Below are 25,933 nucleotides of genomic sequence, written 5' to 3'. Positions count from 1 at the left end.
GCGCGGCCCCCTCCGCCCCGGGCGTCACTGCTGGTCGATGAACTTCTGGAACTCGGCGCCGGCGTCGGCCGGGTCGAGGTCGCCGGTCGCGACCAGGTTCTGGATGCGCCAGTACTCGGTGGTCTGCGACTGCGAGAGGTTCTGGTCGTTGTTCATGTAGACGCCGGTCGCCGCCTCGGTGATCGGGTTCCAGAGGGCGTCGAAGGCGCTCTGGTCCTCGGGGGTGACGTCGACGTTGACCGAGCGGCTGCCGAAGGTGGCGATGAACTTCGCCTGCGCCTCGGGCGAGGTCAGGTAGTCGAGGAACTTCGCGGCCTCGTCGGCGTGCTCCGAGTTCGCGGAGATGTAGTTGTTCTCGTTGAAGCCGTAGATGCGGTCGGTGCCCGTGGGGAAGGCGAAGATGCCGACCGAGTCCTCGGACATCCCGGCGTCGCGGATCTGCTGGTTGAACCAGTCGCCCTCGATCGCCATGGCCGCCTTGCCGGCGAAGAAGAGCGAGCTCGACTCGTCGTTGTTGATCGAGATGAAGCCGTCGTTCACGTAGTCCGACGTCCAGGTGGCGAACTCGGTGAAGGTGTCGGTGACGCAGGACTCGTCGGCCCAGCTCGCCTCGCCGGTGACGAGGGCCTGGTAGCCGTCGGCGCCGCACTCGGTCTCGAGCAGGCTGTCGAGCAGGCGCATCACGTGCCAGTTGACGGTGCCGCCGAACTCGAACGGGGTGATGCCCGCGTCCTTGAGCTTCCCGGCGTCCTCGACGAGCTCGTCGTAGGAGGTGGGCGCGGCGTCGATGCCGGCCTGCTCGAAGAGGTCCTTGTTGTAGAAGACCGCCTCGGTGCGCTGGGTGTAGGGCACGCCGTCGTAGCCGCCGTACTGGGTGACGGTGGACATCGTGGTGTCGGAGAAGCGGTCGGCCCAGCCGTACTCGTCGTAGTACTCCTTCAGGTCCAGGCTCGCGCCGGCGTCGATGAACTCGCCGCCGAGACCGGGGCCGGCCCAGGAGAAGAAGAGGTCGGGGGCGCCGCTCGTGCCGAGCGTGGTGCGCAGCGCGTCCTTGTGCGCGTCCACCGCCCGCTGCTCGACCTTGACGGTGATGTCGGGGTTCGCCTCCTCGAAGTCGCTGACGATCTCGTTGATCGTCGCGTTCGCGGAGTCGGCCGACTCGGTGAGCTTGAACCAGGTGATCTCGGTCTTGCCGCCGGAGTCGCCGCCGCTCGCGGAGCAGCCGGCCAGGCCTGCGAGGAGGAGAGCGCCCGTGGCGAGGGCGACGGATCGGGTCAGAGCACGGGAACGGGTCAGAGCACGCATCGTCGCGTCCTTTCGCTGCTCGACATCGCAGCAGCGCGACATCGACGTCGGATCCGCCGATCAGGGCCGGGACTGGAGCTCCAACGGCGGTGGATGAGGGATACGTTATCGATAACACATTCGGGCGACAATGCGCGCAACCGGTTGATGGGTCACGATCGGGTAACGGCGATCGGCCCGGAATCGGCTCAGTAGAGTGAGCGGGTCGCCGCCAGGGAGGGAGCCTCGATGCCGAGCACGTCCCTGCCCCGCGCGCGGCCGAGCATGGCCGACGTCGGGCGGCACGCCGAGGTCTCGGCGCAGACCGTCTCCCGCTTCTTCACCGGCGGCTACGTCGCTCCGGCGACCCGGGTGCGCATCGAGGCGGCCATCGCCGAGCTCGGCTACCGGCACAACCGCGTCGCCCGGAACCTCCGGGTCCAGCGCACCGACACCGTCGGCTTCCTCGCGATGGGGCCGCTGAACTACGGGCACTCCGAGCTGCTGACCGGGGTGAGCCGCGCCGCGCGCGCCGAGGGGCTCTCGCTGATCACGGCCCTGCTCGAGGTCGGGCCGGACGCCCCCGGAGCCCGCGAGGAGATGCGGCACGCGGTCGACAAGCTGCTCTCCTTCCAGGTCGACGGGATCATCGTCGGCACGCCCTACGGCGGGCTCGACGAGCTGGTCGAGTACATCGCCGCCTCGGTGCCGGTCGTGACGCGCTCCGAGCGCGGCGGCCCCGTGGGCGACTCGACCTACGCCGACTCCTACGGCGCCGGCTACCTCGGCACCCGGCACCTGCTCGAGCTCGGGCACCGGCGGATCCTGCACCTCGCGGGCCCCGGCGACCGCAACGAGGCCGTCGACCGCGAGCGCGGCTACCGGGCGGCGCTGACGGAGGCGGGGGTCGCCCCGCTCGAGGTGCTGCGCTGTGCGGAGTGGGACGCCGAGTCGGGAGCCGCGCAGGGCCGGGCCGTCGACCCGGAGTCGTTCACCGCGGTCTCGGCCGCCAACGACCAGATCGCGCTCGGCTTCCTCCGCGCGATGTCCGAGCGCGGCCGGACGGCGCCCGGCGACTACTCGATCGTCGGCGTCGACGACATGCCCGACTCCGCGTACTACTCGCCGCCGCTGACGACGATGCACCTCGACCACCAGCTGCTCGGCGAGAAGGCCCTGCAGATGCTGGCCGCGCGCATCCGCACCGGCGAGCGCCAGGAGCGGACGGCGGTCACCGCCCGCCTGGTGCTGCGCTCGTCGACGGCGCCGCTGCGCTGATGCGCGGTCTCGAGACGCCGCAGCGCGGCTACTCGACCACCATGGGAAGAGCCGCCTGCCTCATGCTGATCGAGTAGCCCTCGCAGAGGGCGTATCGAGATCCACCGTGCTGCAGGACATGGTCTCGAGACGCCGCTCCGCGGCTGCTCGACCAGCACGGGATGCGGCTCGACCGGTGTGCTGCCGGCCTCGTGAGTCCGCTGGGCGCCCGTCTACGGGAGGCGGATCAGGCGGGCTCCCCGGACCTCCAGGTGGACGAGCGCTCCCTCCGGAGTACGGCCCGACACCTGGGTGATGCTCGAGACGCGCCTCGTCTCGAGGTCGTGCGCCGAGAGCGTCGTCGACCGGGTGAGGGTCCGGGTCTCGCCCGGCGCGAGGAAGACCCGCTCCTTCCCGCCGCGCAGCCGCACGTCCTGCAGCTCGACGTCGCCGGTGTTGGTGACCGTCACGGTCCACGTCACCCTCGTGCCGATCCTCGGCTTCTCCCCCGGAGCGAGGGCCGGCGAGCCGGCGACGCGGCCGGCGAGCCCGGGCACCGCGGGGTGCTCGACCGCGGGGGTCGGCGTGGGCGTGGGCGTGGACGTGGGTGTGGGTGTGGGTGTGGGTGTGGGTGTGGGTGTGGGTGTGGGTGTGGCCGTCGGAGTCGGCGTCGGGGCAGGAGTCGGCGTCACGGCGGGGATCGGCAGGCGGTAGGAGTAGTCGGGACTCGCATACGAGCCGGTGGGAGTGGGGATCCGGCCGAAGCTCCCCGCGGTCTCCGCGTATCCCCTGTCGAGATCCTGCTGCGTGACCGTCCTGTTCTGGACGACGTCCGTCGACCGCCCCGGCTCGATCCGGGTGCCGGCCAGCGTGAGCGGGACGTCGCCGGTGTTCGCGACATGCAGCGTGTACTGCACCGGAATGCCGACCTGCACCGTCTCGCCCGGCTTGATGAGGAACTTGCCGGTGACGGTGATCGTCATCCCGGGATGCTCGACCACGGGTCCCGCCGACGGAGCGGACGTCGGCGTGGGGACGGTCGTCGGCGACGGGGCGACGGTCGGCGCGGGAGCAGGAGGCCCGGAGTCCACCGTCAGCGTCGCACCCGGAATCGGGATCCGGACGGAGTAGGACGGAGTGGTGTAGAAACCGGTCGGCGTGGGCACCCGCCCGAGACTCCCCTCGACCTGCACGAAGCCCTGCTTCAACTGCTCCGGACTGGCGTCCGCGATCAGGGGGAGGTCGACCGAGTGGCCGGGCTGGAGCAGCATCCCCTCGATGACGAGTGGGACATCACCCGTGTTCACGACGTGGCGGAAGATGTGCAACGGGGTCTCGACCGAGACCGTCTCCCCCGGCCTCAGGTCGAAGCGTCCGGTGACGGTGATCGTGATCCCGGGGTGCTCGACCGCGACGGACGGCTGCGGACCGGCGCCGGGGATCCGGAGGAAGTACTCGGCGATGGAGTACGGGACGGTCGCGCCCGCGGGAGTCCTCAGGGTGCCTTCGTCGCCGGCCGTCCGGACGACCCCGAGGACGAGGTCCTCCGGTTCGACAGTTTGATTCTCGATCCATTCGTATGTCGCACCGACGGCGAGCTCCTCCCGGAGGCCCTTCAACGGGACGTCGCCGGTGTTCTTCCAGCGGTAGGTGAACGTGACCGGGGTGCCGACCACGATCGGCCGGCCCGGCTCGACGACGAACGCTCCGGTCACACTCGTCTCGACGGCGGGGTGCTCGGCCGCCGGACTCGGCGAGGCCGAGGGCGTCGGCGCCGGATCCGCGGCCTGGGCGGTGGTCGCCGCCGCGCCGAGCAGCGCGACGGTCATCAGGACGGAGGCGGCGGCCGCGGGGCCGCGGTGGCGACGGCGGGTGCGGAGGGGCCGGGGGCGAGGACGGGACACGGGCGCTCCTCAGGGGTGGCGAGCGGGGTTCGGGGGTCGAGCCCGGACAGGGTCGCACCCCGGCCGCGCTCGCGCCCAACCTCTGACACCGACGCGGCAGAACGGCACGGATCGTGCGGCGCAGCTGGACCTCAGCTGCGCGCGGACTCCACGGCGGACAGGCGCGCGACCAGCTCGGCCAGGTCGCGGCGCACCACGGGGGCCTCGAGCGCGTCGCGGTCGGCGGCGTCGTAGGCACCGGCGAAGGCCTCGAGCTGGCGGTGCAGCTCGGTGCGCGCGGTGCCGCGGGCGACGGGCTCGAGGCGCTGCGCCAGGCGGAGGCCGGCGCGGACGACGAGCGGCTGGTCCAGCGCGTAGGCGCGCAGGGCGAGGTAGACCTCGGCCAGGAGGTCCGCGGCGGTCGGCCAGGTGCACCACAGCCGGGCGACGCCGTCCGCGTCGCGGAAGCGGGTGCGCGGGCCGTCGCCCCGGCAGAGCTCGACGAGCGCGCCGGTGAGGGCGTCGAGCGCGCTGACCGCGGTGTACGGGTCGTTGGTGCCGGTCGCCAGGCCGCGGACGCCGATCTCGACGACCTGCTGCACGGCGTAGCGGAGGTCCTGGTGCGGGGTGCGCGCGTCGGCGATCACGACCGCGGCGAGCGCCGCCTCCTCGAGGTCGCTCCCACCGACGAGCTCGAGCACGGGGTCGCCGGCCAGCACGTGGTCGCCGGGCGAGGCGAGCGTCCGCAGCACCGCGTCGTGGCGGGCGCCGAGCGCGACGAGGCGCTCGAACTCGAGCTGCTCGACGTAGCCGGAGCGCGGCGCCGTCAGCACGACACCGCCGGCGGGGAACGGCTCCTCGCGCCGGTCCCGCTCGTCCTCGTCGCCCGACAGCTCCGCGATGACGTCCTCGAGCTCGCCGAGCACGCGCTTCTGCAGCGTGGTCACCTGCACCGACAGCGCGATGTGGTGGATGAAGTAGACCAGCACCGCGACGTCGCCGACGGCCAGCACCACCGCGAAGCCGACTGCGACGACCGGTACGAAGGCGAGGGTCGAATCCTCCTCGGTGTGCACCGAGCGGAGCACGATCAGCGAGTAGAGGAACGTCGAGGTCAGCACCGCGAGGACGACCTGGTTGCCGCGGTCGGCCATGAAGTTGCGGACCAGCCGGGGCCCGTACGCGGAGGACGTGGTGGCGAGGACGGAGATCGTGATCGAGAACGAGGTCGCGGCGACCCCGAGCATCGTGCCGCCGATCGCGGAGAGGATCGCCCGGCCGCCGGTCGCGGAGAGGTCCTCGACGAGGGGGAGGTCCTGGATGCCCGCGCGGATCAGCAGCCGGTCGAGCTCGATCAGCCCGAAGGCCAGGGCGATGGCGAGGACGCCGAACAGGGTGGGCAGGAACCAGAACGATTCGCGGGCGTGCAGGAGCCGGGAGCGCATCCTCGAAGGCTAGACGGGTGGGTCTCCTCCATGCTGATCGAGCAGCCCTCGAGAGGGCGTATCGAGGTCCGCCGTTCTGCCGGACGTGGGTCTCGATACGCCCTGCGGGCTACTCGACCAGCATGGGTCGCCGCCCCTGCGGGCAATCGCGGCCTACGGGACGATGACCGCGCGGCCGCGGACGGTGCCGTCGTGCAGGTCGGCGTAGGCCCGGGGGGCGTCGGCGAGGGCGTAGCGCTGCACCTCGACGTCGATGCGGCCCGCCTTGGCGAGCTCGAAGACCTCGATCAGCTCGCTGCGGGAGCCCCAGTAGGGGATCCGCAGGGCCGCGTCGTAGGCGATCGTGCCGAAGCCGACGGTCGCCTGGCCGCCGCCGATGCCGACGATGGTGACGTCCGACTCGACGGCCGCGACCGCCGTGGCCGTCGCGATGGTCGGGCCGGCGCCGACGAAGTCGAAGACGGCGTCCGCGCCCAGCCCGCCGGTGATCTCGCGGATCCTCTCGGCGGCGGAGGCGTCGCTGATCAGCGTGACGTCCGCTCCGACGTGCTTCGCCAGCTCGAGCTTCTCCTCGCTGACGTCGAGCACGATCACCGTCGCGCCGGAGAGCGCCTTGAGGATCTGGATGCCGACGTGGCCGAGCCCGCCCGAGCCGATGACGACGGCGTAGGTGCCCGCGCCGAGCTTCGGGAGGCTGCGCTTGATCGCGTGGTACGGCGTGAGCCCGGCGTCGGTGAGCGAGACGTTCTTCACCGGGTCGAGGTCGCCGATCGGGATCAGGTGGCGGACGTCGTCGACGATCATGTACTCCGCCATCGAGCCCTGGTTGCCGAGGCCGGGCGGGCGGATGCCCTCGGCCTCGGCGTTGGTGCAGTAGTTCTCCGCGCCGCGCGAGCAGTTGAGGCAGTGGCCGCAGCCCCACGGTCCGTAGACGGCGACGGCCTCGCCGGTCCGCAGGCCGGTCTCGACGCCGGGGCCGAACTCCTCGATCACGCCCGCACCCTCGTGGCCGAGGGTGAGCGGCAGCGGGTAGTGCTGGGCGAGGTAGTCCTCCTCGGGGAGGCTCATCACGTAGTCGTCGGAGTGGCAGACGCCGGCGGCGGTCACCTTCAGCAGGATCTCGCCCGGACCGGGCACGGGCTTCTCGATCTCGACGACCTCGGGGGCCTGTCCGACGGTGGTGTAGCGCAGTGCCTTCACGGTTCCTCCTTCGCCGGGCCGCGCTCCGCGCAGTCCGACATCTGTCTGCTATCGGGTGCCCCTCCAGTATCCGCCGCTCTCCGTCGGCGTGCTCGGACCGCCGGGGAGGGTTGACCTCGGCCCTCGCGCAGGACGAGATCCGAGCCGTGGTGTATCCATGGGGAGGGCGCAGGCGGACCGCCCGGGACGACGGAAGGCGCGACGACATGGCCCCACCGCGCCGGAAGGCGACGCTCGAGTCGGTCGCCGAGCGCGCCGGGGTCTCGCTGAAGACGGCGTCGAACGCGGTCAACGGCACGGGCCGGATGGCCGACGGCACGCGGGAGCGCGTCCGGGCCGCGGTCGCGGAGCTCGGCTACACGGTGAACGTCGCGGCCCGAAATCTGACCCGCGGACGAACCGATGCGGTGACGCTCGCCGTGCCGACCCTGAAGGCCGCCTATCTCGCCGAGCTGGCGGAGGCGGTCATCGAGACCGCCCGCGACATGGACCTCGCGGTCTCCGTCACGACCTACCCCGACGACGGCGGGGACGGCTCGCGCCGGCTGCTGCAGCGCTTCAACTCGCAGCTCACCGACGGGCTGCTGCTCTCGCTGTCGGAGCACGAGACCCTCGACCGCTCGGCGCTCGCCGTCGAGTACCCCCTGGTCTGCCTGGGGACCCGCGACACCTATGAGCTGGTGGACCGGGTGACGACCGACGACGTCGCCGACGCCCGCGCGGCCACGGCGCACCTCCTCGCACGCGGCAGCACCGCGCTGGCCGTCGTCGGCGCGCACTCGCCCTTCGACGCCGACCGGATCGGCGCCGCCCGCGAGGGGAACGCCGAGCAGCGGCTGCGCGGGGTCGTCGAGGAGCTCGCCGCCGCGGGCCGCGCGCTCGATCCGCGCCTGGTGGGCGTCACCGGCTACGACTGGACGATCGGCTCCGGCTTCCGGGTCGCCCGCGCGCTCGTCGAGGCGGGGGTGCCGTTCGACGGCCTGGTCTGCTTCAACGACGTCCTCGCGACCGGCGCGATCTCGGCCCTGCGCGAGGGCGGACTGCGCATCCCGGACGAGGTGCAGGTGATCGGCTTCGACGACATCGAGGAGTCGGCGTTCCTCTCGCCGCCGCTCACCTCGATGGACTCGCGGATCGAGTGGATCGCCCGCACGGCGCTCGAGCGGCTGGTCGCGCGGATCGACCGGGTGGAGGCTCCCGCGACCACGCTCTTCGCCCGGTCGCAGGTCGTCGCCCGCGGCACGACACGCTGATCAGAGAAAAGTCTCCTTGCCCTCACAGGATCCTCCAGGCTAGATTCGCGTTCGTGGTACAGCGCTGTACCACGGTGGACCTGCGATGACGGAGGCACGACATGACGCGTACGACGACGAGGCGGCTCCCCGCCCTGATCGCTGCTCTGCTCGCCGGGCTGCTCGTGCTCGCCGGCCTGTCGCCCCTCGCCGGGCAGACCGCCGAGGCCGCCGAGATCCGGACGACGACGGTCGCCTTCACCGAGACCACGACCGTGCGCGGCACGCCGGACGCCACCTTCTACGAGGGCGCCTGGTCGAAGAACAGCACGCACACCTGGGCGACCGGCGGCGCGGCCTTCGAGATCGCCTTCACCGGCGAGACGGTCGCCCTCTCGGGCCGGAAGGCCACCACCAACGGCACCGCCGACGTCTTCGTCGACGGCGTGAGGATCGGCTCGGCCGACTACCGCGGCGCCCGGTCGACCACGACGGTCCCGATCGCGTCCTTCACCGGGCTCGCCCCCGGCGACCACGTCCTCCGGGTCGTCACGGTCGGCTTCATCAACCACGCCTCCGCCGAGTTCACCAGCACCGTGCTCGTCGACGAGCGCGCCCGCCTCGCCGCCGCGCTCGACCGGGTGGGCGCGCTCGCCGCGGGCGACTTCACCGCCGCCTCCTGGGCCCCCTTCTCGACCGCCCTCGCGACCGCGACCGCCACCCGCGACGACGCCGCCTCGACCGACGCCGCCCTGCTGGCCGCCCGCAGCGCCCTCGAGGCGGCCGAGACCGGCCTCGTCCGGATCTCGGGACTGCGCGAGCGGCTCGACGAGTACCGCACCCGCGTCCCCTCCGCCTACACCGCCGCGTCGTGGGCGCCGTTCGCCGCGGCGACGGTCACCGCGGGCGAGCTCCTCGACGACCCCGCAGCGAGCGCCGCGGCCGTCGTCGCCGCGAAGAACGGCCTGCAGACCACCGCCGCCGCCCTCGTCCCGCTCGCCGACGGCACTCTCGAGACGATCGAGAACAACCGGTTCTGGCTCGACACCGCAGGCGACCCGATCTTCTCCCAGGGCGGCGGGATCTTCCGCTTCGGCGACCGCTACTACTGGTACGGCGTCGAGTACACCGGCTCGCAGCTCTACTACGACTCCCCGACCCGCACCTACACCCGGGCCGGCGAGGGCGACTTCGTCGCGGTGACCGCGTACTCCTCCGAGGACCTCGTGAACTGGACGTTCGAGAACGACGTCGCCACGAGGGACACCGCGCTGCACATCCCCGCCTCGAAGGACGTCACGGGCAGCTACTTCTCGGACATGGAGACGCTCGCCGACGCGGTCTGGATCGGCCGGCTCGGCGTCGCCTACAACGAGCAGACCGGGAAGTACGTCCTGCTCACCCAGTTCGAGAGCCCCGACCCGGCCCGCGTCACGAACGCCGGAGTCCTCTTCCTCAGCGGGGACTCGCCCGTCGCCGACTTCGAGTACGCGAACCTGCAGACCCATATCCCCGGCGTCTACCGGAACCCGAGCAAGCCGGGCTGGGAGCAGGGCACCGGCGACCAGACGGTCTTCACGGACGACGACGGCGCGGACTACCTCGTCTTCTCCTACCGCGACGGCCGCAGCCGGACCTACGTGGGCCGGATCAGCGACACCGACTCGCTCTCGGTCGAGACGGCCGTCGAGGTCTACCGCGGCGCCGGCCGCGAGGGCAACGCGATGTTCAAGCTCGACGGCCAGTACTACGTCGCGAGCTCGGACCTGCACGGCTGGAACACCTCGCAGACCTACCTCGTGCGCTCGCTCGAGGGCCGGATCCAGGGGCCGTACTCGAGCATGTACGTGCTCCCCGGCACCGAGAAGGACTACAGCCACGTCACCCAGAGCGGCTTCTTCCTGACGGTGCAGGGCACCGAGCAGGACACCGTGATCTACGCCGGCGACCGCTGGGCCGACTTCGCCTGGAACGGCCTCGGCTACAACCAGTGGCTGCCGCTCAGCGGGACCGGCGCGGACGTCCGCTTCGAGTCGCTGAGCGAGTGGGACATCGATGCCCGCTCCGGCGAGTGGCAGGTCGGCGCCGGCAACAACTGGATCCTCAACCCCGACTTCGCCGCCGACCGGATCGCGGTGACCACGGTCACCGGCTGGACGCAGACCACCGACCCCGCCTCGACGACCACCGGCTTCGTCTCGAACCCCTCGCCCGGCGCCGACGGCTCGCGCTTCGCGCTCCGGCTCGGCGCGGCGCAGGCCTTCTCGGGCGGCGTGCAGCAGCAGGACGAGGTCCCCGCGGGCGTCTACACGCTGTCCCTCCGCGCGGACCGGCCGGGCGGACTCGACTCCGCGCGGATCGTGGTCACCGGCGCGGACGGCGTCGAGCACCGCACCGAGATCCCCACCACGAGCGGCTGGGCCGACGTGCGCTCGGCGGAGTTCTCGCTGCCGGCCGGCACCGCCACCGTCGCGATCCTGGCGAGCGGCCCCGGCGGCGCGGGCCTGACGGTCGACGCGCTGGCCCTCCGGCGCCAGGCCGCGGCCACCTGGTCGGCGACCTCCGTCTACCAGCAGGGCGACAGCGTGCTCTTCCAGGGCTCGCTCTGGCGGGCCTCGTGGTGGACGAGCAACCAGACCCCCGGCGACCCGAACGGCCCGTGGCAGCAGCTCGCGACCGCACCCGACGGCACCGCGGTCTGGACCGCCTCGCGCATCTTCGACACCGGCGACGTCGTCGTCCACCAGGGCCAGCGCTACCGCGCGAAGTGGTGGACCCACAACCAGGCCCCGGGCGACCCGTACGGGCCCTGGCAGCCGCTCGGCTGAGCCCGAGCGCCCCTCCTCCTTCCCTCCCGCAGCACCACTGTCTTCTCTCCCGCAGCACCACTGCATCCGCAGCAGCACTGCAACCGCAGCAGCACCCCACCCACACAGAAGGAACGAATCCGTGCGAAGAAGCTCCAAGAAGTTCACGACCGTCGTGGCCGTCTCCCTGCCCCTCGTCCTCGCGCTGAGCGCCTGCGCGGCCGGCGGCGGTGGTGGCGGGAACGCCGCCGGCGGAGGCGACGGCGACGAGACGCTCAGTGTCTGGGCCTGGGACCCGGTGTTCAACATCGCGGCCCTCGAGGAGGCCGAGAAGATCTACCAGAAGGACCACCCGGACTTCACGCTCGACATCATCGAGACCCCCTGGGACGACCTGCAGCCCAAGCTGACCACTCTGGCCCAGTCGCAGCAGTACGAGGAGCTGCCCGACGTCTTCCTGATGCAGAACAACGCGTTCCAGAAGAACCTCGTCAACTACCCCGAGATCTTCAGCGAGCTGCCCGCCGACGCCGTCGACTTCGCGGAGTTCCCCGAGGCCGTCGCCGCCTACTCGACCCTCGACGACGTGCACTACGGCGTGCCGTTCGACTCGGGCACCGCCGTCACCGCACTGCGCACCGACGTCCTCGAGGCGGCCGGCTACACGATCGACGACTTCACCGACATCACCTGGGAGGAGTTCCTCACCAAGGGCAAGGACGTCCTGGCGAAGACCGGATCGCCGCTGCTCTCGGGCCAGGCCGGCTCCTCGGACATGATCATGATGATGCTGCAGAGCGCCGGAGCCAGCCTCTTCGACGACGAGGGCAACCCCACCATCACCGACAACGACGCACTGCTCGCGGCGATCGACGTCTACAAGCAGCTCGTCGACTCGGGCGTCTTCGTCGAGGTCAACTCGTGGGACGAGTACCTCGGCACCTTCGTGAACGGCTCCGTCGGCGGCACCATCCAGGGCATCTGGATCGTCGGCTCCATCCAGACCGCCGAGGACCAGGCCGGTGACTGGGCGATCACGAACGTCCCCTCGCTCGACGGCATCTCCGGCGCGACCAACTACACGGCCAGCGGCGGATCGTCCTGGGCGATCAGCGCGAACGCCGACGTCGACCTCGCGGCCGACTTCCTCGCCTCGACCTTCGCCGGCTCGACCGAGCTCTACGACACGATCCTGCCGAAGTCCGGCGCCGTCGCGAACTGGCTGCCCGCCGGCTCCTCGACCGCCTACGAGCAGCCGAACGAGTTCTTCGCCGGCCAGCCGATCTTCGCCGAGGTCGCCGAGTTCGGCGCCGAGGTGCCGAGCAACAACACCGGCGCCTACTACTACGAGGGCCGCGACGCCGTGAGCGCCGCGATCACGCAGATCATCGGCGGTGCGGACCCCGCCTCGGCGCTGGAGGAGGCGCAGAAGAACGTCGAGTTCGCCATGAGCTAGGGCTCGCCGCGAGCCGGCGTCACCGAGACCCGACGTCGCCGAGACCCGACGTCACCGCGAGCCGGCTCGCACCCCGGGCCGGGGAGGACTCCTCCTCCCCGGCCCGTCCCTCCCCGTCCCTCTCCTTCCGAGAATGCGAGCCCGCCCGTGTCGACCTCCGCCCCTCCGCGCCCGCGCCTGCGCGTCCCACCCCGGCCGCAGCGCGATCTCCGCAGCCGCCCGATCCGCATGACCGGTGAGCGCCGCCGCAGCCTCACCGGCTGGGCCTTCCTCCTGCCGGCGGCGGTGCTCATCTTCCTGGTGAGCTTCCTGCCGATGATCCAGGCCTTCCTGCTCTCGCTGCAGACCGGCCGCGGGGCGAACCTCAGCTACGCGCAGCCGTTCTGGCTGAACTACGAGCGCCTGCTGCAGGACGAGATCTTCCGGCTGACGCTGCAGAACACTTTCATCTACCTGATCATCCAGGTGCCGGTCATGCTGATCATGGCGCTGGTGCTGGCCAACCTGCTCAACACCAGGAACCTGAAGTTCAAGACCTTCTGGCGCACCGCGATCTTCCTGCCGTGCGCCGTCTCCCTCGTCGCCTACTCGCTCGTCTTCCGCACGATCTTCGCCAACGACGGCTTCGTCAACGACGTGCTGATGGGCATCGGCCTGATGGACTCGCCGATCAACTGGCTCGGCAATCCGGACACCGGGCGCTTCGTCATCATCCTCGGACTGCTCTGGCGCTGGACCGGCTACAACATGGTCTTCTACCTGGCGGCGCTGCAGAACGTCGACTACTCGAGCATCGAGGCCGCGCGGATGGACGGCGCGAACGCGCTGCAGACCTTCTGGCACGTCACGATCCCGCAGCTGAAGCCGATCATCCTGCTCACCGCGATCATGTCGACCAACGGGACGCTGCAGCTCTTCGACGAGTCGTGGGCGCTGACCAGAGGCGGCCCGGCCTACACGACCATGTCGATGTCGCACTACCTCTACGAGGTCTCGTTCCTGAAGAACCCGAACTTCGGCTACGCCTCCGCACTCTCCTACGTGATCCTCATCCTCGTCGCGGTCCTCGCGTTCGTTCAGCTGAAAGTCGGTGACAAGCGTGATTGAGCGCGTCAGCACCCTGCCCGCGATCGAGGACGTCGAGTCCGTCACTCCGAGCGAGTCCGTCCCCGTCCGCAGCGCGCCACTCTCCTCGCGGCTGCGCGGCCTGCCGAAGTACCTCTTCCTCTCGGTCTTCGCGCTCTTCTCGATCTTCCCGCTCTACTTCATGGCCGTCTCGGCGACGAACACCAGCCAGGACGTCCTCGACTCGCGGATGATCCCGGGCCTGGCGCTCTTCGACAACTTCGCCGGACTGCTCGATCTGCAGGACGTCGGCTCGGCGATGTGGAACTCGGCGACCGTCGCGGTGGGCACCACGGTGCTCGCGCTGATCGTCTGCTCGATCGCCGGCTACGGCTTCGAGGTCTTCCACTCGCGGGCCAAGGACCTCCTGATGGCGGTCCTGCTGATCGCGATCATGATCCCGTTCGCGGCGACGATGATCCCGCTCTTCCAGGTCTTCGCCGAGGTCGGGATGATCAACTCCCTCGGCGCGGTCATCATCCCGGCGATCTCGACCCCGTTCCTGATCCTGCTGTTCCGGCAGGCCTCGCGCTCGTTCCCCTACGAGATCATCGAGGCCGCGCGGATCGACGGGGTCAGCGAGCTCGGGATCTTCGCCCGGATCTACCTGCCGTCGATGCGCTCGACCTATGCCGCGGCCGCCGTCATCACCTTCATGACCGCCTGGAACAACTTCCTCTGGCCCAAGGTCATCCTGGTGAACAACGACTTCCAGACCATGCCGATGCTGATCTCGAACCTCAGCGCGGGCTACGTCGTCGACTACGGCGTGCTGATGCTGGCCGTCTTCCTCGCCTCGGTGCCCACCGTCATCGTCTTCATGGTCCTGCAGCGCTCCTTCGCCGAGGGCATCACCGGGGCGATCAAGTGAGCCTCGCGGAGCTCCCGGGCACCGATGCGCCCGCCGCCGGGTTCGACCTCGCGCGGCTCTCCGACCCCGGCTTCTTCGCCGAGAACCGGCGGCCGGCGCACTCCGACCACCGCTGGTTCCGCTCCTCGGAGGAGGCCGCGACGGGCGTCAGCTCGTTCGAGCAGTCGCTGAACGGGCTGTGGCGGATCCACTGCGCGCCCCGGCCGGCCGACGCACCGGCCGGCTTCGAGCGGCCGGACTTCGACGCGGGCGACTGGGAGCTGATCCCCGTGCCGGCGCACATCCAGCTGCACGGCCACGACCGCCCGCAGTACGTGAACACGCAGTACCCCTGGGACGGGCGCGAGAGCATCCTGCCCGGGCAGGCCCCCGAGCGGTTCAACCCGACGGCCTCCTACCGGACGACCTTCGAGCTGGACGCGCCGCTCGCGCCCGGCGAGCGGATCGCGCTCGACGTGCGCGGCGCCGAGAGCACGATCGCGCTCTGGCTGAACGGCGTCTACCTCGGCTTCTCGGCCGACAGCTTCTCGCCCGGCGAGTTCGACCTCACCGAGGCGCTGCTGCCCGGCGAGAACCTGCTCGCCGCGCAGGTGGTCAAGTGGAGCGCCGGCTCCTGGCTCGAGGACCAGGACTTCTTCCGCTTCTCCGGCATCTTCCGCGACGTCGTGCTGCTGCGCCGCCCGCGCGTGCACGTCGAGGACCTCCGCGTGCGGACGACGGTCGACGACGACGGTGCCGGGGTCTCGGTCGAGCTGCGGCTCGACGGGGCGGGCTCGGCGACGGTCGAGCTCGACGGCGTCGGCCCGCTGCGGCTCGATCCGGACGGCGTGCACCGCCTCCGGCTCGCGGAGCCGCGGCTGTGGAGCCCCGAGGACCCGCACCTGCACCGCCTGACGGTGCGCGTGCGGGACGCGGACGGCGCCGTGACCGAGGTGGTCCCGCAGACCGTGGGGCTCCGCCGCTTCACGATCGAGGACGGCGTGCTCAGCCTCAACGGGCGGCGGGTCGTCTTCCGCGGGGTCAACCGGCACGAGTTCGGCCTGCAGGGGCGGGTCGTCGACCGGGCGCAGACGGAGAAGGACCTCCGGATCCTCAAGCGGGTGGGCGTCAACGCGATCCGCACCAGCCACTACCCGAACAACTCCTACTTCTACGACCTCGCCGACGAGTACGGCTTCCTCGTGATCGACGAGATGAACCTCGAGACGCACGGGCTGTGGGACCGCGTCCGCTACCTCGACGCGCCGCTCGCCGAGTCGGTGCCCGGCGACGACGGCCGCTGGGCGCCCGCGCTGCACGACCGGGCGCGGAGCCTGCTCGAGCGCGACAAGAACCACCCGAGCGTGGTGATGTGGTCGCTCGGCAACGAGTCGTTCGGCGGCACCGTCCTCCGCGATCTCGCCGACTGGTTCCGCGCGGTCGACGACCGTCCGGTGCACTACGAGGGGGTGCACTGGGACTCCCGCTACCCGGAGACGACCGACGTGGTCAGCCAGATGTACACGCCGGCCGCCGAGATCGAGCAGTACCTCGCGGAGCACCGCGACAAGCCGTTCCTGCTCTGCGAGTACGCGCACGCGATGGGCAACTCCTTCGGCGCGGTCGACCGCTACCTCGATCTGGCCGAGCGGGAGCCGCTGTTCCAGGGCGGCTTCATCTGGGACTTCGCGGACCAGGCCGTCGCGATGACCGACCGGCACGGGGTGCCGTTCCTCGGCTACGGCGGCGACAGCGGGGAGTCGCCGCACGACGGCGACTTCAGCGGCAACGGCATCCTCTTCGCCGACCGCACGCCGACGCCGAAGCTGCAGGAGGTCGCGCACCTGTACCAGTCGTTCCGCGTCGACGTCTCGGCGGCGGAGATCGTGATCGGGAACCGGCTGCTGGCCACCTCCTCCTCCGCGTACGCGGCGGTCGTCGTGCTGCGGCGGGAGGGACGCGTGCTGGCGGAGCGGGAGCTCGCGACGGATGTCGCGGCGGGTGCGACGGGGTCGTACCCGCAGCCGGTGCCGCTGCCGGAGCTGCCGGGCGAGTACACGCTCGACGTCGAGCTCCGGCTGCGCGAGGACACGCGGTGGGCGACGGCGGGACACGTCGTCGCGCGCGGGCAGCACGTCTTCGAGGTCGCGGGGTTCTCGCGGCCGGAGCACGCGCCGCGGCCCGAGCTCATCGACGGCACCCACAACGTGGGCGTCGTGGGCGAGCACTTCAGCGTCCTCTTCTCCCGCCTGCACGGCGGGCTGATGTCGTACCGCTGGGGTGGCGGGCCCGAGGGCGGCCGGGAGCTGCTCACCTCGATCCCGACGCCGTCCTTCTGGCACGCGCCCACCTCGAACGAGCGCGGCTGGGGCGGTCCCTTCGAGGACGGGCAGTGGCTGCTGGCGAGCCGCTACGCGCGGGCCGCGGGCGAGGCGCTGCGGACGGCGCGGGTGTCCGTCGAGGAGCACGCGGTGGTCGTCGGCTTCCGCTACGAGCTGCCGACCACTCCGCGGGCGGTCTGCGACGTCGACTACCGGGTCACCGGCGACGGGCGAATCGAGGTGACCGTCGCGATGACGGTGCCCGACGGACTGCCCGATCTGCCCGAGTTCGGGATGCAGCTCACCACCGGCGCCGACGCGCACCGGCTGCGCTGGTACGGCGACGGACCGGACGAGTGCTACTCCGACCGCCGGCTCGGCGCGCGTCTCGACGTCTGGGAGAGCGACGTCGCGCGCGAGCTGACCCCGTACCTGAAGCCGCAGGAGTCGGGAAGCCGCACGGGAGTGCGCTGGGCCGAGGTGACCGACGACGCAGGCTTCGGGCTGCTGCTCGACTGCGCCGGCGGGATGGAGTTCTCGGCCCTGCCGTGGACGCCCTACGAGATCGAGAACGCGCAGCACCCGAACGAGCTGCCGCCGGTGCAGCGCACCGTGCTGCGCCCGGCGCTGCGCCGCCGCGGCGTCGCGGGCGACGACTCCTGGGGCGCCCGCCCGCACCCCGAGTACGAGGTCCGGCCGCTCGACGGCCGCCTCGAGTTCCGCTTCGGCCTGACGGGCATCGGCGGCTGACGCCGGGTCTCGATACGCCGCTGCGCGGCTACTCGACCAGCATGCTGGCGCGCCCTCTGCCGGTCGCGCGCATTGTGCTGGTCGCGCAGCCCGCGCCGAGGCCCTCCATGCTGGTCGAGTAGCCCGGGCCGCGGCCCTCCATGCTGGTCGAGCAGCCCGCGCCGCGGGCGTATCGAGACCCCGCCGCGCACAACATCAGCTGAGAGCACAGGGCCTCCCCTGTCAGCGGAGGGACCCCCGTCTCAGCTGATGTTGTGCGGGGTCGGCGGCAGCCCACGCCTCCCATGCTGGTCGAGTAGCTCGCGCAGCGGGCGTATCGAGACCCACCAGCATCAGAGCAGGAGTCTGCAGACCCGCCCTGCTGAGGACGCCGGGTCTCGATACGCCCCTGCGGGGCTACTCGACCAACATGAGGCGCGCACCTGCTGGCCGAGCGGCCCGCCCGTGGCCCTCCATGCTGGTCGAGTAGCTCGCGCAGCGGGCGTATCGAGACCCACCCACCCACCCCACGCACTCCCCCGCAACAGCCCCGAAACGCGCGCTCGCTAGGGTTCCCGGAGCAGTGCCGGCGGACGCCGGCCGGAACGCGGGAGAGCATGCAGAAGCGGATCGTCCTCGGAGTCTTCGAAGCGGGCACCCCGCACGTCGGCGGCACCATCAGCTGGTCGCACCCGCGCAGCCGCGACGGCGACTTCCGCGACATCGACTACTGGCAGCGGATGGCGCGCCTCCTCGACGACGCCGGCTTCGACTTCCTCTTCTTCGCGGGCGGCTCCTTCGGCTACTCCTCCCGCCGCGGCGAGCTCTCGGACGTCCTCGTCGAGGCCGGCATGACCTTCGCGCTCGACGGCGCGTACCTCATCCCCGCGCTGGCGGTCGGCACCGAGCGCCTGAACTTCGTGGTCACCAGCACCACCGGCGCCGACCACCCGCTGCACGCGGTGCGCAAGTTCTCCACCCTCGACCACGTCACCCGCGGCCGCATCGGCTGGAACATCGTCACCGGCGCCTCGCAGAACACGATGGCCGCGATGCTCGGCCAGTCCGCGATGGTCCCGCACGACGAGCGCTACCGGGCCGCGCAGGAGTACGTCGACGTCGCCTTCTCGTTCTGGGAGGGCGGCAACGACGACGACGTCATCGTGCTCGACCACGAGCGCAACGTCTTCGCCGATCCCGAGAAGATCCGCCCGGTCGCCTACGAGGGCGAGTTCTACCGCTCGCACGGCTACCACACGCTGCCGCCGTCGCCGCAGCGCTCGCCCCTGCTCTTCCAGGCCGGGACGTCGCCGGTGGGCCGCGCCTTCGCCGCGAAGAACGCCGAGTGCGTGTTCGTGCAGGGCTCGACCTACGGCAAGGTCGCGGCCGACATCGTGGACATCCGCCGCCGGGCCGCGGAGAACGGCCGCGACCCGCAGTCGGTGAAGGTCATGGTCGGCGTCACGATCGTCGTCGCTCCGACCTCGGCGGAGGCGGCGCAGCTGCGCGCCGAGTTCGACGCCCTGCAGACCGACGAGCTGGCCGCGCACTACTACGCCGGCAACACGGGCGTCGATCTGCTGGCCTACGACCTCGACCGCACGCTCGCCGAGCAGCTGGTCCTCGACGACCAGGCGGGCCAGATGGGCACCAGCAACATCGACCGCTTCCTCACCCGCCCGGACGGCACGGCGCCGACCGTGCGCGAGATCCTCGACGAGCTGAAGGGCAAGGGCACCCGCGGCTTCGCGATCACCGGCGACCCCGTCGAGGTCGCCGACGAGCTCGAGCGGATGATGGACGAGACCGACCTCGACGGCATCATGCTCGAGGCGGTCTTCGGCCTCGCCTCGATGCGCGACTTCATCGAGCTCGTGCAGCCCGAGCTGCGGCGCCGCGGCCGCCTCGACCCCGAGCCCACCGGCGCCACCTTCCGCGAGCGCATGCTCGGCACCGGCCCGCACCTCGCCCCCGAGCACCACGCGGCCACCTTCCGCCCCTGAGCCGGCGGGTCTCGATACGCCGCTCCGCGCCTCCTCGACCAGCATGCGGCGATCATGCTGATCGAGTAGCGCTCGCAGAGCGCGTATCGAGATCCACCACCGTCCGGAGCCGGGTCTGCACGGCCGCACTGCTGGCAACGGCGGGTCTCGATACGCCGCTTCGCGGCTACTCGACCAGCATGGGGTGGCCGCGCCGTGTCGCGGGTCGGCCCCGATTCATGCTGATCGAGTAGCGCTCGCAGAGCGCGTATCGAGATCCGCCCACCGCAGGCACCTGGGTCGCCCAGACGCCTCGAGGCGTCAGCTGACGCGGACGAGGGTGCGCTGCCAGCCGGAGGAGCCGTTGGGGGCGACGCCCGCGCGGTCCTCGATCTGGAGCATGCCGTTGGCGTCGGTCGCGCGGACGGCGACGTAGTGGGCGCCGCTCGCGGCCTCCCAGTCGATGTACCACTGCACCCAGGTGTCGAGGTTGACCGGGGTCGACAGCGTGGCCTCCTGCCAGTCGCCGTCGTCGACGCTGACCTCGACCTTGGCGATGCCGGTGGTCTGCGCCCAGGCGACGCCGGCGATCTTGGTCGCACCGGCGGGGATCGCGGCGTCGATGCGCGGGGTGTCGATCCGCGAGGACATCTTGATCGGAGCCTCGGCGTCGTAGCCGCGCGGAGTCCAGTAGGCCTCGTCGGCGGCGAAGGTGGTGACCTTCAGCTCGGTCAGCCACTTCGTGGCGGAGACGTAGCCGTAGAGGCCGGGGATCACCATCCGCACCGGGAAGCCGTGCTCGAAGGGCAGCGCCTCGCCGTTCATCCCGACGGCGAGGATCGCGTCGAGGTTCTCGTCGGTGACCGCGGAGAGCGGGGTGCTGGCGGTGTAGCCGTCGACGCTCGTGGAGAGCAGCATGTCCGCGCCGCTCTGGACGCCGGCCTTCTTCAGCACGTCGCGGAGCGGGACGCCGAGCCACTTGGCGTTGCCGACCAGGTCGCCGCCGACCTGGTACGAGACGCAGGTCATGGTGATGCCGTACTCGTCCAGGCCCATGTCGAAGATGTCCTGCAGCGACATCGTGACCTCCTGGTCGACCATCCCGGAGATCTTGAGCGACCAGGTGGAGGGATCGATCGAGGGCACGGTCAGCGCGGTGTCGACGCGGTAGAAGTCGGCGTTGGGCGTGTAGAGCGGAGTGAGTCCGTCGATCCCGAGGTCGGCGCCGGCGGGCACCGAGACGGTGCTGCGCGGGCTGGGCAGGCGCAGGGCGTCGCGCACGCTGGCGAGCGAGGAGGTGGCGGCGTTGACGGCACGGGCACCGGCGCCGATCACGGCGGCGCCGACGGCGGCGATCAGGGTGACGCGGAAGAAGCCGCGGCGCTCGATGCCGACCGGGCGGGCGGCGGGGGCCGCCCCGGTCTTCTCGGCGGCGGACGCGGCGCGCCAGCGGCGCAGGCGCGAAACGGTCAGGTGCATGACGATCATCGCGACGACGAGGCCGACCAGGGTGGGCACCGCGGAGAGCGGGGTCGCGCCGGTGCGGGTGACGATCGCGGCGATCGAGAGGCCGCCGGCGATCACGAGCAGGATCTGGCCGAGCGGCGGGCGGATCAGCTGCAGCACGCCGGCGAGGGCGGCGGCGACCAGCACGGCGACGCCGATGCTCGCCAGCAGGAAGATCTTGTCGTTCGCGCCGAAGGTCTCGATCGCGAACTCCTTGAGCGGGCGCGGCACGATGTCGACCACGAACGCGCCGAGTGCGAGCACCGGGCTGGCGTTCTTCGCGACGACGAGCGCGACGAGCTCGGCGATCGCGAGCAGCACGCCCGCGACGACGATGCCGGCCACGGCCGAGAGCGCGATGAACCGCAGCTTCGGCACGCGCGGGTTCTTCCCTGTCTGTTCCATGGGAGTCATGCTCCGCCCTTGACCTGCCCGTTCGCAGTGTGGTGCCGGTTTGGTCGAGATGTGTAACGAATAGATAACGCCCGGCGCCTCCCCCCGCCCCGATCCCCGCCGCGAGATGCCACTTATGAGCGCGACACGCCGTGAAAACTGCTCATAAGTGGCATCTCGCGGAGGGAAGAAGGACGGAGCGGCCGCCCGGAAGGGTCCCCGGGCGGCCGCTGTCGGTGCGCGGGGTCAGCCGCAGGCGCGGGCGGAGTAGGGGGCCGCCTTCGTCGTCGTCACCGATTTGCCGTCGATCGTGGCCGTCGCGGTGACGGTCGCGGTGCCGGCCGGGATCGAGACGGCGCGGGTCGTGTCGGCCTGCGTCGCGCTCTTGCCCGCCGCGATGCCCGGGTAGGACTTCGTGGCGTAGGGCGTCGCGATCGAGATCGACGCGGCGGCCTTCGAGTCGTTTCGGGCCGTCGTCGTCAGGACGACCTTGCCGGCGACGCAGCGCGTGGTGGCCGAGACCGTCAGGTCGATCACGGCGGCAGGAGCGGCCCGGACGATCGCGAGCCGGTAGGTCGCGAGCGTCGTGTGGTCCTGCGCGGAGGAGGTGATCACGACGTCCGTGGTCCCCGAGGCCGCGAGGGTCACGGTCCGGGCGACGGTGTCGTCGATCAGCACGCCGTCGACCTTCACCAGTCCGCTGGCCACGGCCGGGTCGAGGTCGAGCGCGACGCTCGTCGTCGAGACCGGCACGGTCAGCGTGAGGTCGCGCACTCCGGCGGCGAGCGCCGGCGAGAACGTCCCGACGGACGAGGTCAGCTTCGTCAGCTCCGCGTTCGTCGCGAACCCGGTCGACTCCGTCGTGTAGACGCCGAAGACGCCGCCGACGTTGCTCGCGGTCCCGGTGCCCTGGAAGCGCACCGTCACCTTCGGCACCTTGTTCCCCTGCGCGTCGAGGACGTACGCGCCGGCCTGGTTCCGCTTCCAGCTGTCCTTCGCCGCGATCCCGTCGAGCACCGCCCGAGGGATCTCGTCGTACTGCACGTACCAGTTCAGCGCGCCCGCAGCGCCCGAGACCACCTCGGTCTTGAGCTTCACGTCGTTGACGTAGACGTCGAACGTGCGCCCCGCGTCGCCGCCGTAGTAGCGGACGCCGAGGTAGTTCTTCGGCAGCGCCGGGTCGACGATCATGTCGTACTGGAAGTACGCGTCCGCCGACCGCTCGCCGTCGCGGTAGCCCTCGCCGCGCCAGGTCCCGACCGCCGAGCGGTTGTACCGGTAGTTCTTGTCGGCCTCCGAGTTGTTGTTGTCGAACGAGGTCAGCGAGTCGATCGTCGTCTCCTCCACCCGCAGCTGCTGCTTCTGCTTGAGGATCAGCGCCTGCGCCTCCGCGGAGTCGGGGGCGATGAGCGTCATGTAGGTCGCGTAGCGCGCGTTGTAGAGGCTGTAGTACGGCTGGAAGATCCGGGCTTCGGAGGCGGTGTCCACGTTCGTCATGCCGAAGCGCATCGTCGTCGCCCCGTTGCCGTTCGCGCCGTTCGGCAGGCGGAGCAGGTTCTGCTTCACCGCGGACTTCCACGCGGCCGCGTTCGCGACGACGACGTTCGAGTTCACCGTCTTGTCGGCGACGCTCATCTGCACGAGCACGCCCGCGGGGTACGAGGCGTCGACGTTGTTCCGGTTCAGCTCGGTCGCGAGGAGGACGGGCCCGTAGGTGAAGGCCGTCCAGTTCGCGTTCTCGGTGTTCGCCACCGCGGCGACCGCGGCCGGCAGCTTCCAGGTGAGGGTGTCGCCCGCCGCCACCGGGACGACCGCGAAGCCGCCCTCGGTCAGCGCGGCGACGTCGCGGACGGCGCCGTTCACGGTGAGCGTCGGCGCGCCGTCGACCCAGGCAGGGATGCGCAGGCGCAGCGTGGTGCCCTCGGCGACCGCTCCCGCTCCGAGCGCCGCGATCGTGAAGCGCGCGGTGTCGGTGTTCGGGATGTCGGCCGTCTGCGTCACCTTCAGATTGCTGCCGCCCGAGCTCAGCACCGACGAGCGGAACTGGTTCACGTAGACCGTCTTCGGCCCCTCGAAGTAGATCGAGTCGCCGAGCTTGGTGAAGCTCTCGACGCCGGTGCCGTGATCGCACCAGAACTCGTCGTGCTCCTCACCGAACACCTTCGCGTAGCCCGCGGTCTGCGGCTGGAAGTAGGTGACCATGCCCGTCTCCGGATTCTGCACCGAGAGCACGCCGTTGATGAACGCGTTCTCGTAGAAGTCGGCGTACTTCACGTCCTTCGTCACCTGGAACAGCGCCCGGGTGAGCTTGAGCATGTTGTAGATGTTGCAGCCCTCGGAGGTGGAGTTCTCCCCGTAGCCGGTCGTCTGCCCGTTGGTCGCGTACTGGTAGAGGGTGTCCGCGCCGTGGAAGTGCTCGGACTGGCTGTTGCCGCCGTTCGCGTAGCTGTGGCTCTCGTCCACCATCCGCCAGAAGTTCTCGGCGGCGCGGCGGTACATGTCGAGGTCCGCCTTCTCGGATGCGGTCAGCGTCGCGTACAGCGCGGGGTCGTCGGTGAAGAGGGTGTAGCGCTTGAGCGCGCCGATCAGCTTGGGGATCGTCGTGTTCGCGTGCAGTCCGTTGAGGACGTCCTCGTTGTTCGCGAGCTTCCGGAAGAGCGCGGTCTCGTCGAAGTACTCGGCCGCGCGCTTGTGCGCCGGCTTCTGCGTGGTCTCGTAGAGGCGGTAGAGCGCCTCGTTCATCCCGCCGTACTCGGTGTTGAGCAGCTGACCCGGGTCCGCCTGGCGGCCGGCCCAGGTCGTGATCCAGGAGCCGAAGCCGTCGGCGACGACGAGCGCCTCCGCGGACACGGCGCTCGGCGCGTACTGGTGCGCGTCGAGCAGGCCCGCGAGCACCTTGTGCAGGTTGTAGAACGGCACGAGCAGGCCGTCGGCGCCGGAGGGCAGGTAGCTCACCGGGAACGGCGAGACGTAGCCGGCATTGGCCGGGTCCTTGAGCGCGTAGGCGTCCTGGACCTTCTTCAGGCCGTCGACGGAGGCGGTCAGCTTCGCGAGCAGAGCGGCCTTGGTGGTCGGGTCCTGATCGCTCGCGTAGGCCTGCGAGAGGCCGGAGATGTAGTGGCCGAAGAAGTGGCCCTGGAACCGGGTGCCGCTCTCGCGCTCCCAGCCGCCGTAGCCGCCGGCCGTGGTCGGGGTGAGCCCGGCCTGCGTGTAGAAGGAGTGCAGGAACATCTCGGGGTCGAGGCTGAGCAGGTACTCGACGGTCTGCTGCTCGCCGTTGTCGAGGTACGGGTCCTGGACAGTGACGTCCGAGAGGCCGGCCTCCTGCAGGTAGCTCGAGCTCTTCACGCCCTTCGGCTGCACCTGGATCGCGAAGGTGCGGGTGACGGCCGTGCTGCCGCCGTAGGTCGAGGAGCCGGTGAGGGTGACGGTCGTCGCGGCGCCGGTGGGCGGGGTGACCGTGGCGGTGCCGCCGGAGATCGCGATCGCGGACTCGTCGGAGGAGGTCCAGCTGAGGTCGGAGCCCTTCGCGCCGCGGGTCGGCACGGAGAAGCCGGTGCTCGTGCTCGCGGGCAGGGTGACGGCGTCGAGGTCGGCCTTCGCGACGGCGGCCGGGTCGAAGGACGCGTTGTGCGCCTTGGTCAGCGCGACGACGTCGGTGGTCGTGGCGACCTTGCCGTAGAGGACGTAGTCGTCCAGGAGTCCGCGCAGGTGCGCACCGTTGTACTGCGGGCCGTTGAAGCCGAGGGTCTTGGTCGAGGTGCCCTCGGAGCCGAGCACGCCGGTGGCCGCTCCGGTCGCCTCGGACTTGGTGACGGTGGGCTGCTTGACGCCGTTGCGGTAGAACGCGACCTGCTTGGTCGCCCTGTCGTAGGTGGCGACGACATGGGTCCACTCGTTCGTCGGGAAGAAGCCGGCGCGGGCGGTGTCGATCGCGACCTTGTAGGGCTGTCCGGTCGAGGGTCCGATCGAGAGCGCGAGCGGGGTCGCGTCGCTCTCGGAGGTGAGGTACCAGCCGTCGGAGTTGTAGGCGGTCTTGTTCCAGGTGAAGACCTGCTCGCCGGTCATCGCTGCGGTGGGCTTGTACCAGAACGAGACCGTCAGGTCGGCGGGCTGGAGCCGGGCGTCGGTGCCGAGCGACACCGCGTTGGAACCGGTGAACTCGAAGGCCTGGCCGGCGAGACCGGTGCCGTAGGCGGCGGTGCCCTTCTGCATCCCGACCGTGTTGCCGCGACCGCTGGTGTCAGTGATGCTGCCGTCGAAGGGCAGCTCGAGCACCTTCGCGCTGTCGAGGGAGGTGGCCGGTGCGGCCTGCGCGGTCGGGCCGACCGCGAGCAGTCCCGCCGTCAGCGCCATCACCGCCGCGGTCGCGATCGGGATCCGTCGTCTCGTCGTCATTCGTGGGGCCTCTCGTCGTTGAGATCGGTACTGAGCGCGATGTTACCGTGAACAATTAGCTTTCG

14 protein-coding genes are annotated in these 25,933 nt (G+C 70.9%); 8 read left to right on the top strand and 6 right to left on the bottom strand.

Features of this window, described 5'->3' with window-relative positions; translation table 11 throughout:
- Positions 1-24: 24 nt before the first annotated feature.
- Positions 25-1,305 (bottom strand): ABC transporter substrate-binding protein, encoded by a 1,281-nt coding sequence (locus EDF45_RS01270; RefSeq protein ID WP_123735536.1) that lies wholly within the window; start codon positions 1,303-1,305, stop codon positions 25-27.
- Positions 1,306-1,533: 228 nt separating this feature from the next.
- On the opposite strand from EDF45_RS01270, the gene EDF45_RS01265 reads away from it, so the two are divergent.
- Positions 1,534-2,562, top strand: a complete 1,029-nt coding sequence (locus EDF45_RS01265) for a LacI family DNA-binding transcriptional regulator (RefSeq protein WP_123734669.1) — start codon at positions 1,534-1,536, stop codon at positions 2,560-2,562.
- A 212-nt stretch (positions 2,563-2,774) separates the two neighbouring features.
- Here the strand turns inward: EDF45_RS01265 and EDF45_RS01260 are convergent, their stop codons facing one another.
- From EDF45_RS01260 to EDF45_RS01250, 3 genes are all read right to left on the bottom strand, one after another.
- A complete protein-coding gene (locus EDF45_RS01260) occupies positions 2,775-4,445 on the bottom strand; it encodes a hypothetical protein (protein WP_123734668.1) in 1,671 nt (556 codons plus the stop codon).
- 131 nt (positions 4,446-4,576) lie between these two features.
- Positions 4,577-5,869 carry a DUF2254 domain-containing protein gene (locus tag EDF45_RS01255; RefSeq protein WP_123734667.1) on the bottom strand — a complete coding sequence of 431 codons (1,293 nt, stop codon included), beginning with the start codon at positions 5,867-5,869 and terminating at the stop codon, positions 4,577-4,579.
- A 153-nt stretch (positions 5,870-6,022) separates the two neighbouring features.
- Positions 6,023-7,069: an NAD(P)-dependent alcohol dehydrogenase gene (locus tag EDF45_RS01250; RefSeq protein WP_123734666.1), complete on the bottom strand. Its 1,047-nt coding sequence runs from the start codon at positions 7,067-7,069 to the stop codon at positions 6,023-6,025.
- A gap of 206 nt (positions 7,070-7,275) precedes the next feature.
- On the opposite strand from EDF45_RS01250, the gene EDF45_RS01245 reads away from it, so the two are divergent.
- The 7 genes from EDF45_RS01245 (at position 7,276) to EDF45_RS01215 (ending at position 19,592) form a co-directional block, all read left to right on the top strand.
- Entirely contained in the window at positions 7,276-8,322 is a 1,047-nt protein-coding gene (locus tag EDF45_RS01245) for a LacI family DNA-binding transcriptional regulator (RefSeq protein ID WP_123734665.1), read from the top strand.
- 101 nt (positions 8,323-8,423) lie between these two features.
- Positions 8,424-11,129, top strand: a complete 2,706-nt coding sequence (locus EDF45_RS21125) for a carbohydrate-binding protein (protein WP_185020057.1) — start codon at positions 8,424-8,426, stop codon at positions 11,127-11,129.
- A 121-nt stretch (positions 11,130-11,250) separates the two neighbouring features.
- The gene (locus tag EDF45_RS01235; RefSeq protein ID WP_123734664.1) at positions 11,251-12,564 is read left to right on the top strand and encodes an extracellular solute-binding protein; all 1,314 of its coding nucleotides are present in this window, start codon (positions 11,251-11,253) and stop codon (positions 12,562-12,564) included.
- 228 nt (positions 12,565-12,792) lie between these two features.
- On the top strand, positions 12,793-13,671 hold the full coding sequence (locus EDF45_RS01230) for a carbohydrate ABC transporter permease (RefSeq protein WP_123446593.1): 879 nt from the start codon (positions 12,793-12,795) through the stop codon (positions 13,669-13,671).
- Positions 13,664-14,560 carry a carbohydrate ABC transporter permease gene (locus tag EDF45_RS01225; protein ID WP_243581115.1) on the top strand — a complete coding sequence of 299 codons (897 nt, stop codon included), beginning with the start codon at positions 13,664-13,666 and terminating at the stop codon, positions 14,558-14,560. The genes EDF45_RS01230 and EDF45_RS01225 overlap by 8 nt, the downstream gene beginning before the upstream one ends.
- Positions 14,557-17,610 carry a glycoside hydrolase family 2 TIM barrel-domain containing protein gene (locus EDF45_RS01220; RefSeq protein WP_123734663.1) on the top strand — a complete coding sequence of 1,018 codons (3,054 nt, stop codon included), beginning with the start codon at positions 14,557-14,559 and terminating at the stop codon, positions 17,608-17,610. The genes EDF45_RS01225 and EDF45_RS01220 overlap by 4 nt, the downstream gene beginning before the upstream one ends.
- Before the next feature lie 596 nt (positions 17,611-18,206).
- Positions 18,207-19,592 (top strand): NtaA/DmoA family FMN-dependent monooxygenase, encoded by a 1,386-nt coding sequence (locus tag EDF45_RS01215; RefSeq protein WP_123734662.1) that lies wholly within the window; start codon positions 18,207-18,209, stop codon positions 19,590-19,592.
- A 300-nt stretch (positions 19,593-19,892) separates the two neighbouring features.
- On the opposite strand, the gene EDF45_RS01210 is transcribed toward EDF45_RS01215, so the two are convergent.
- Positions 19,893-21,482 (bottom strand): molybdopterin-dependent oxidoreductase, encoded by a 1,590-nt coding sequence (locus EDF45_RS01210; protein WP_123734661.1) that lies wholly within the window; start codon positions 21,480-21,482, stop codon positions 19,893-19,895.
- Positions 21,483-21,716: 234 nt separating this feature from the next.
- A complete protein-coding gene (locus EDF45_RS01205) occupies positions 21,717-25,868 on the bottom strand; it encodes a beta-L-arabinofuranosidase domain-containing protein (protein WP_123734660.1) in 4,152 nt (1,383 codons plus the stop codon).
- Positions 25,869-25,933 lie beyond the last annotated feature (65 nt).

It is taken from the genome of Rathayibacter sp. PhB186, assembly GCF_003751825.1.
Taxonomy (GTDB): Bacteria; Actinomycetota; Actinomycetes; order Actinomycetales; family Microbacteriaceae; genus Rathayibacter; species Rathayibacter festucae.
This window is presented reverse-complemented; position numbering and strand designations above follow the sequence as displayed.

Bases quoted from the DNA above. Each gene is read 5' to 3' on its own strand.
- EDF45_RS01270 (WP_123735536.1), bottom strand. From the start codon at position 1,305: ATGCGTGCTCTGACCCGTTCCCGTGCTCTGACCCGATCCGTCGCCCTC.
- EDF45_RS01265 (WP_123734669.1), top strand. From the start codon at position 1,534: ATGCCGAGCACGTCCCTGCCCCGCGCGCGGCCGAGCATGGCCGACGTC.
- EDF45_RS01255 (WP_123734667.1), bottom strand. From the start codon at position 5,869: ATGCGCTCCCGGCTCCTGCACGCCCGCGAATCGTTCTGGTTCCTGCCC.
- EDF45_RS01245 (WP_123734665.1), top strand. From the start codon at position 7,276: ATGGCCCCACCGCGCCGGAAGGCGACGCTCGAGTCGGTCGCCGAGCGC.
- EDF45_RS21125 (WP_185020057.1), top strand. From the start codon at position 8,424: ATGACGCGTACGACGACGAGGCGGCTCCCCGCCCTGATCGCTGCTCTG.
- EDF45_RS01230 (WP_123446593.1), top strand. From the start codon at position 12,793: ATGACCGGTGAGCGCCGCCGCAGCCTCACCGGCTGGGCCTTCCTCCTG.
- EDF45_RS01215 (WP_123734662.1), top strand. From the start codon at position 18,207: ATGCAGAAGCGGATCGTCCTCGGAGTCTTCGAAGCGGGCACCCCGCAC.
- EDF45_RS01210 (WP_123734661.1), bottom strand. From the start codon at position 21,482: ATGGAACAGACAGGGAAGAACCCGCGCGTGCCGAAGCTGCGGTTCATC.
- EDF45_RS01205 (WP_123734660.1), bottom strand. From the start codon at position 25,868: ATGACGACGAGACGACGGATCCCGATCGCGACCGCGGCGGTGATGGCG.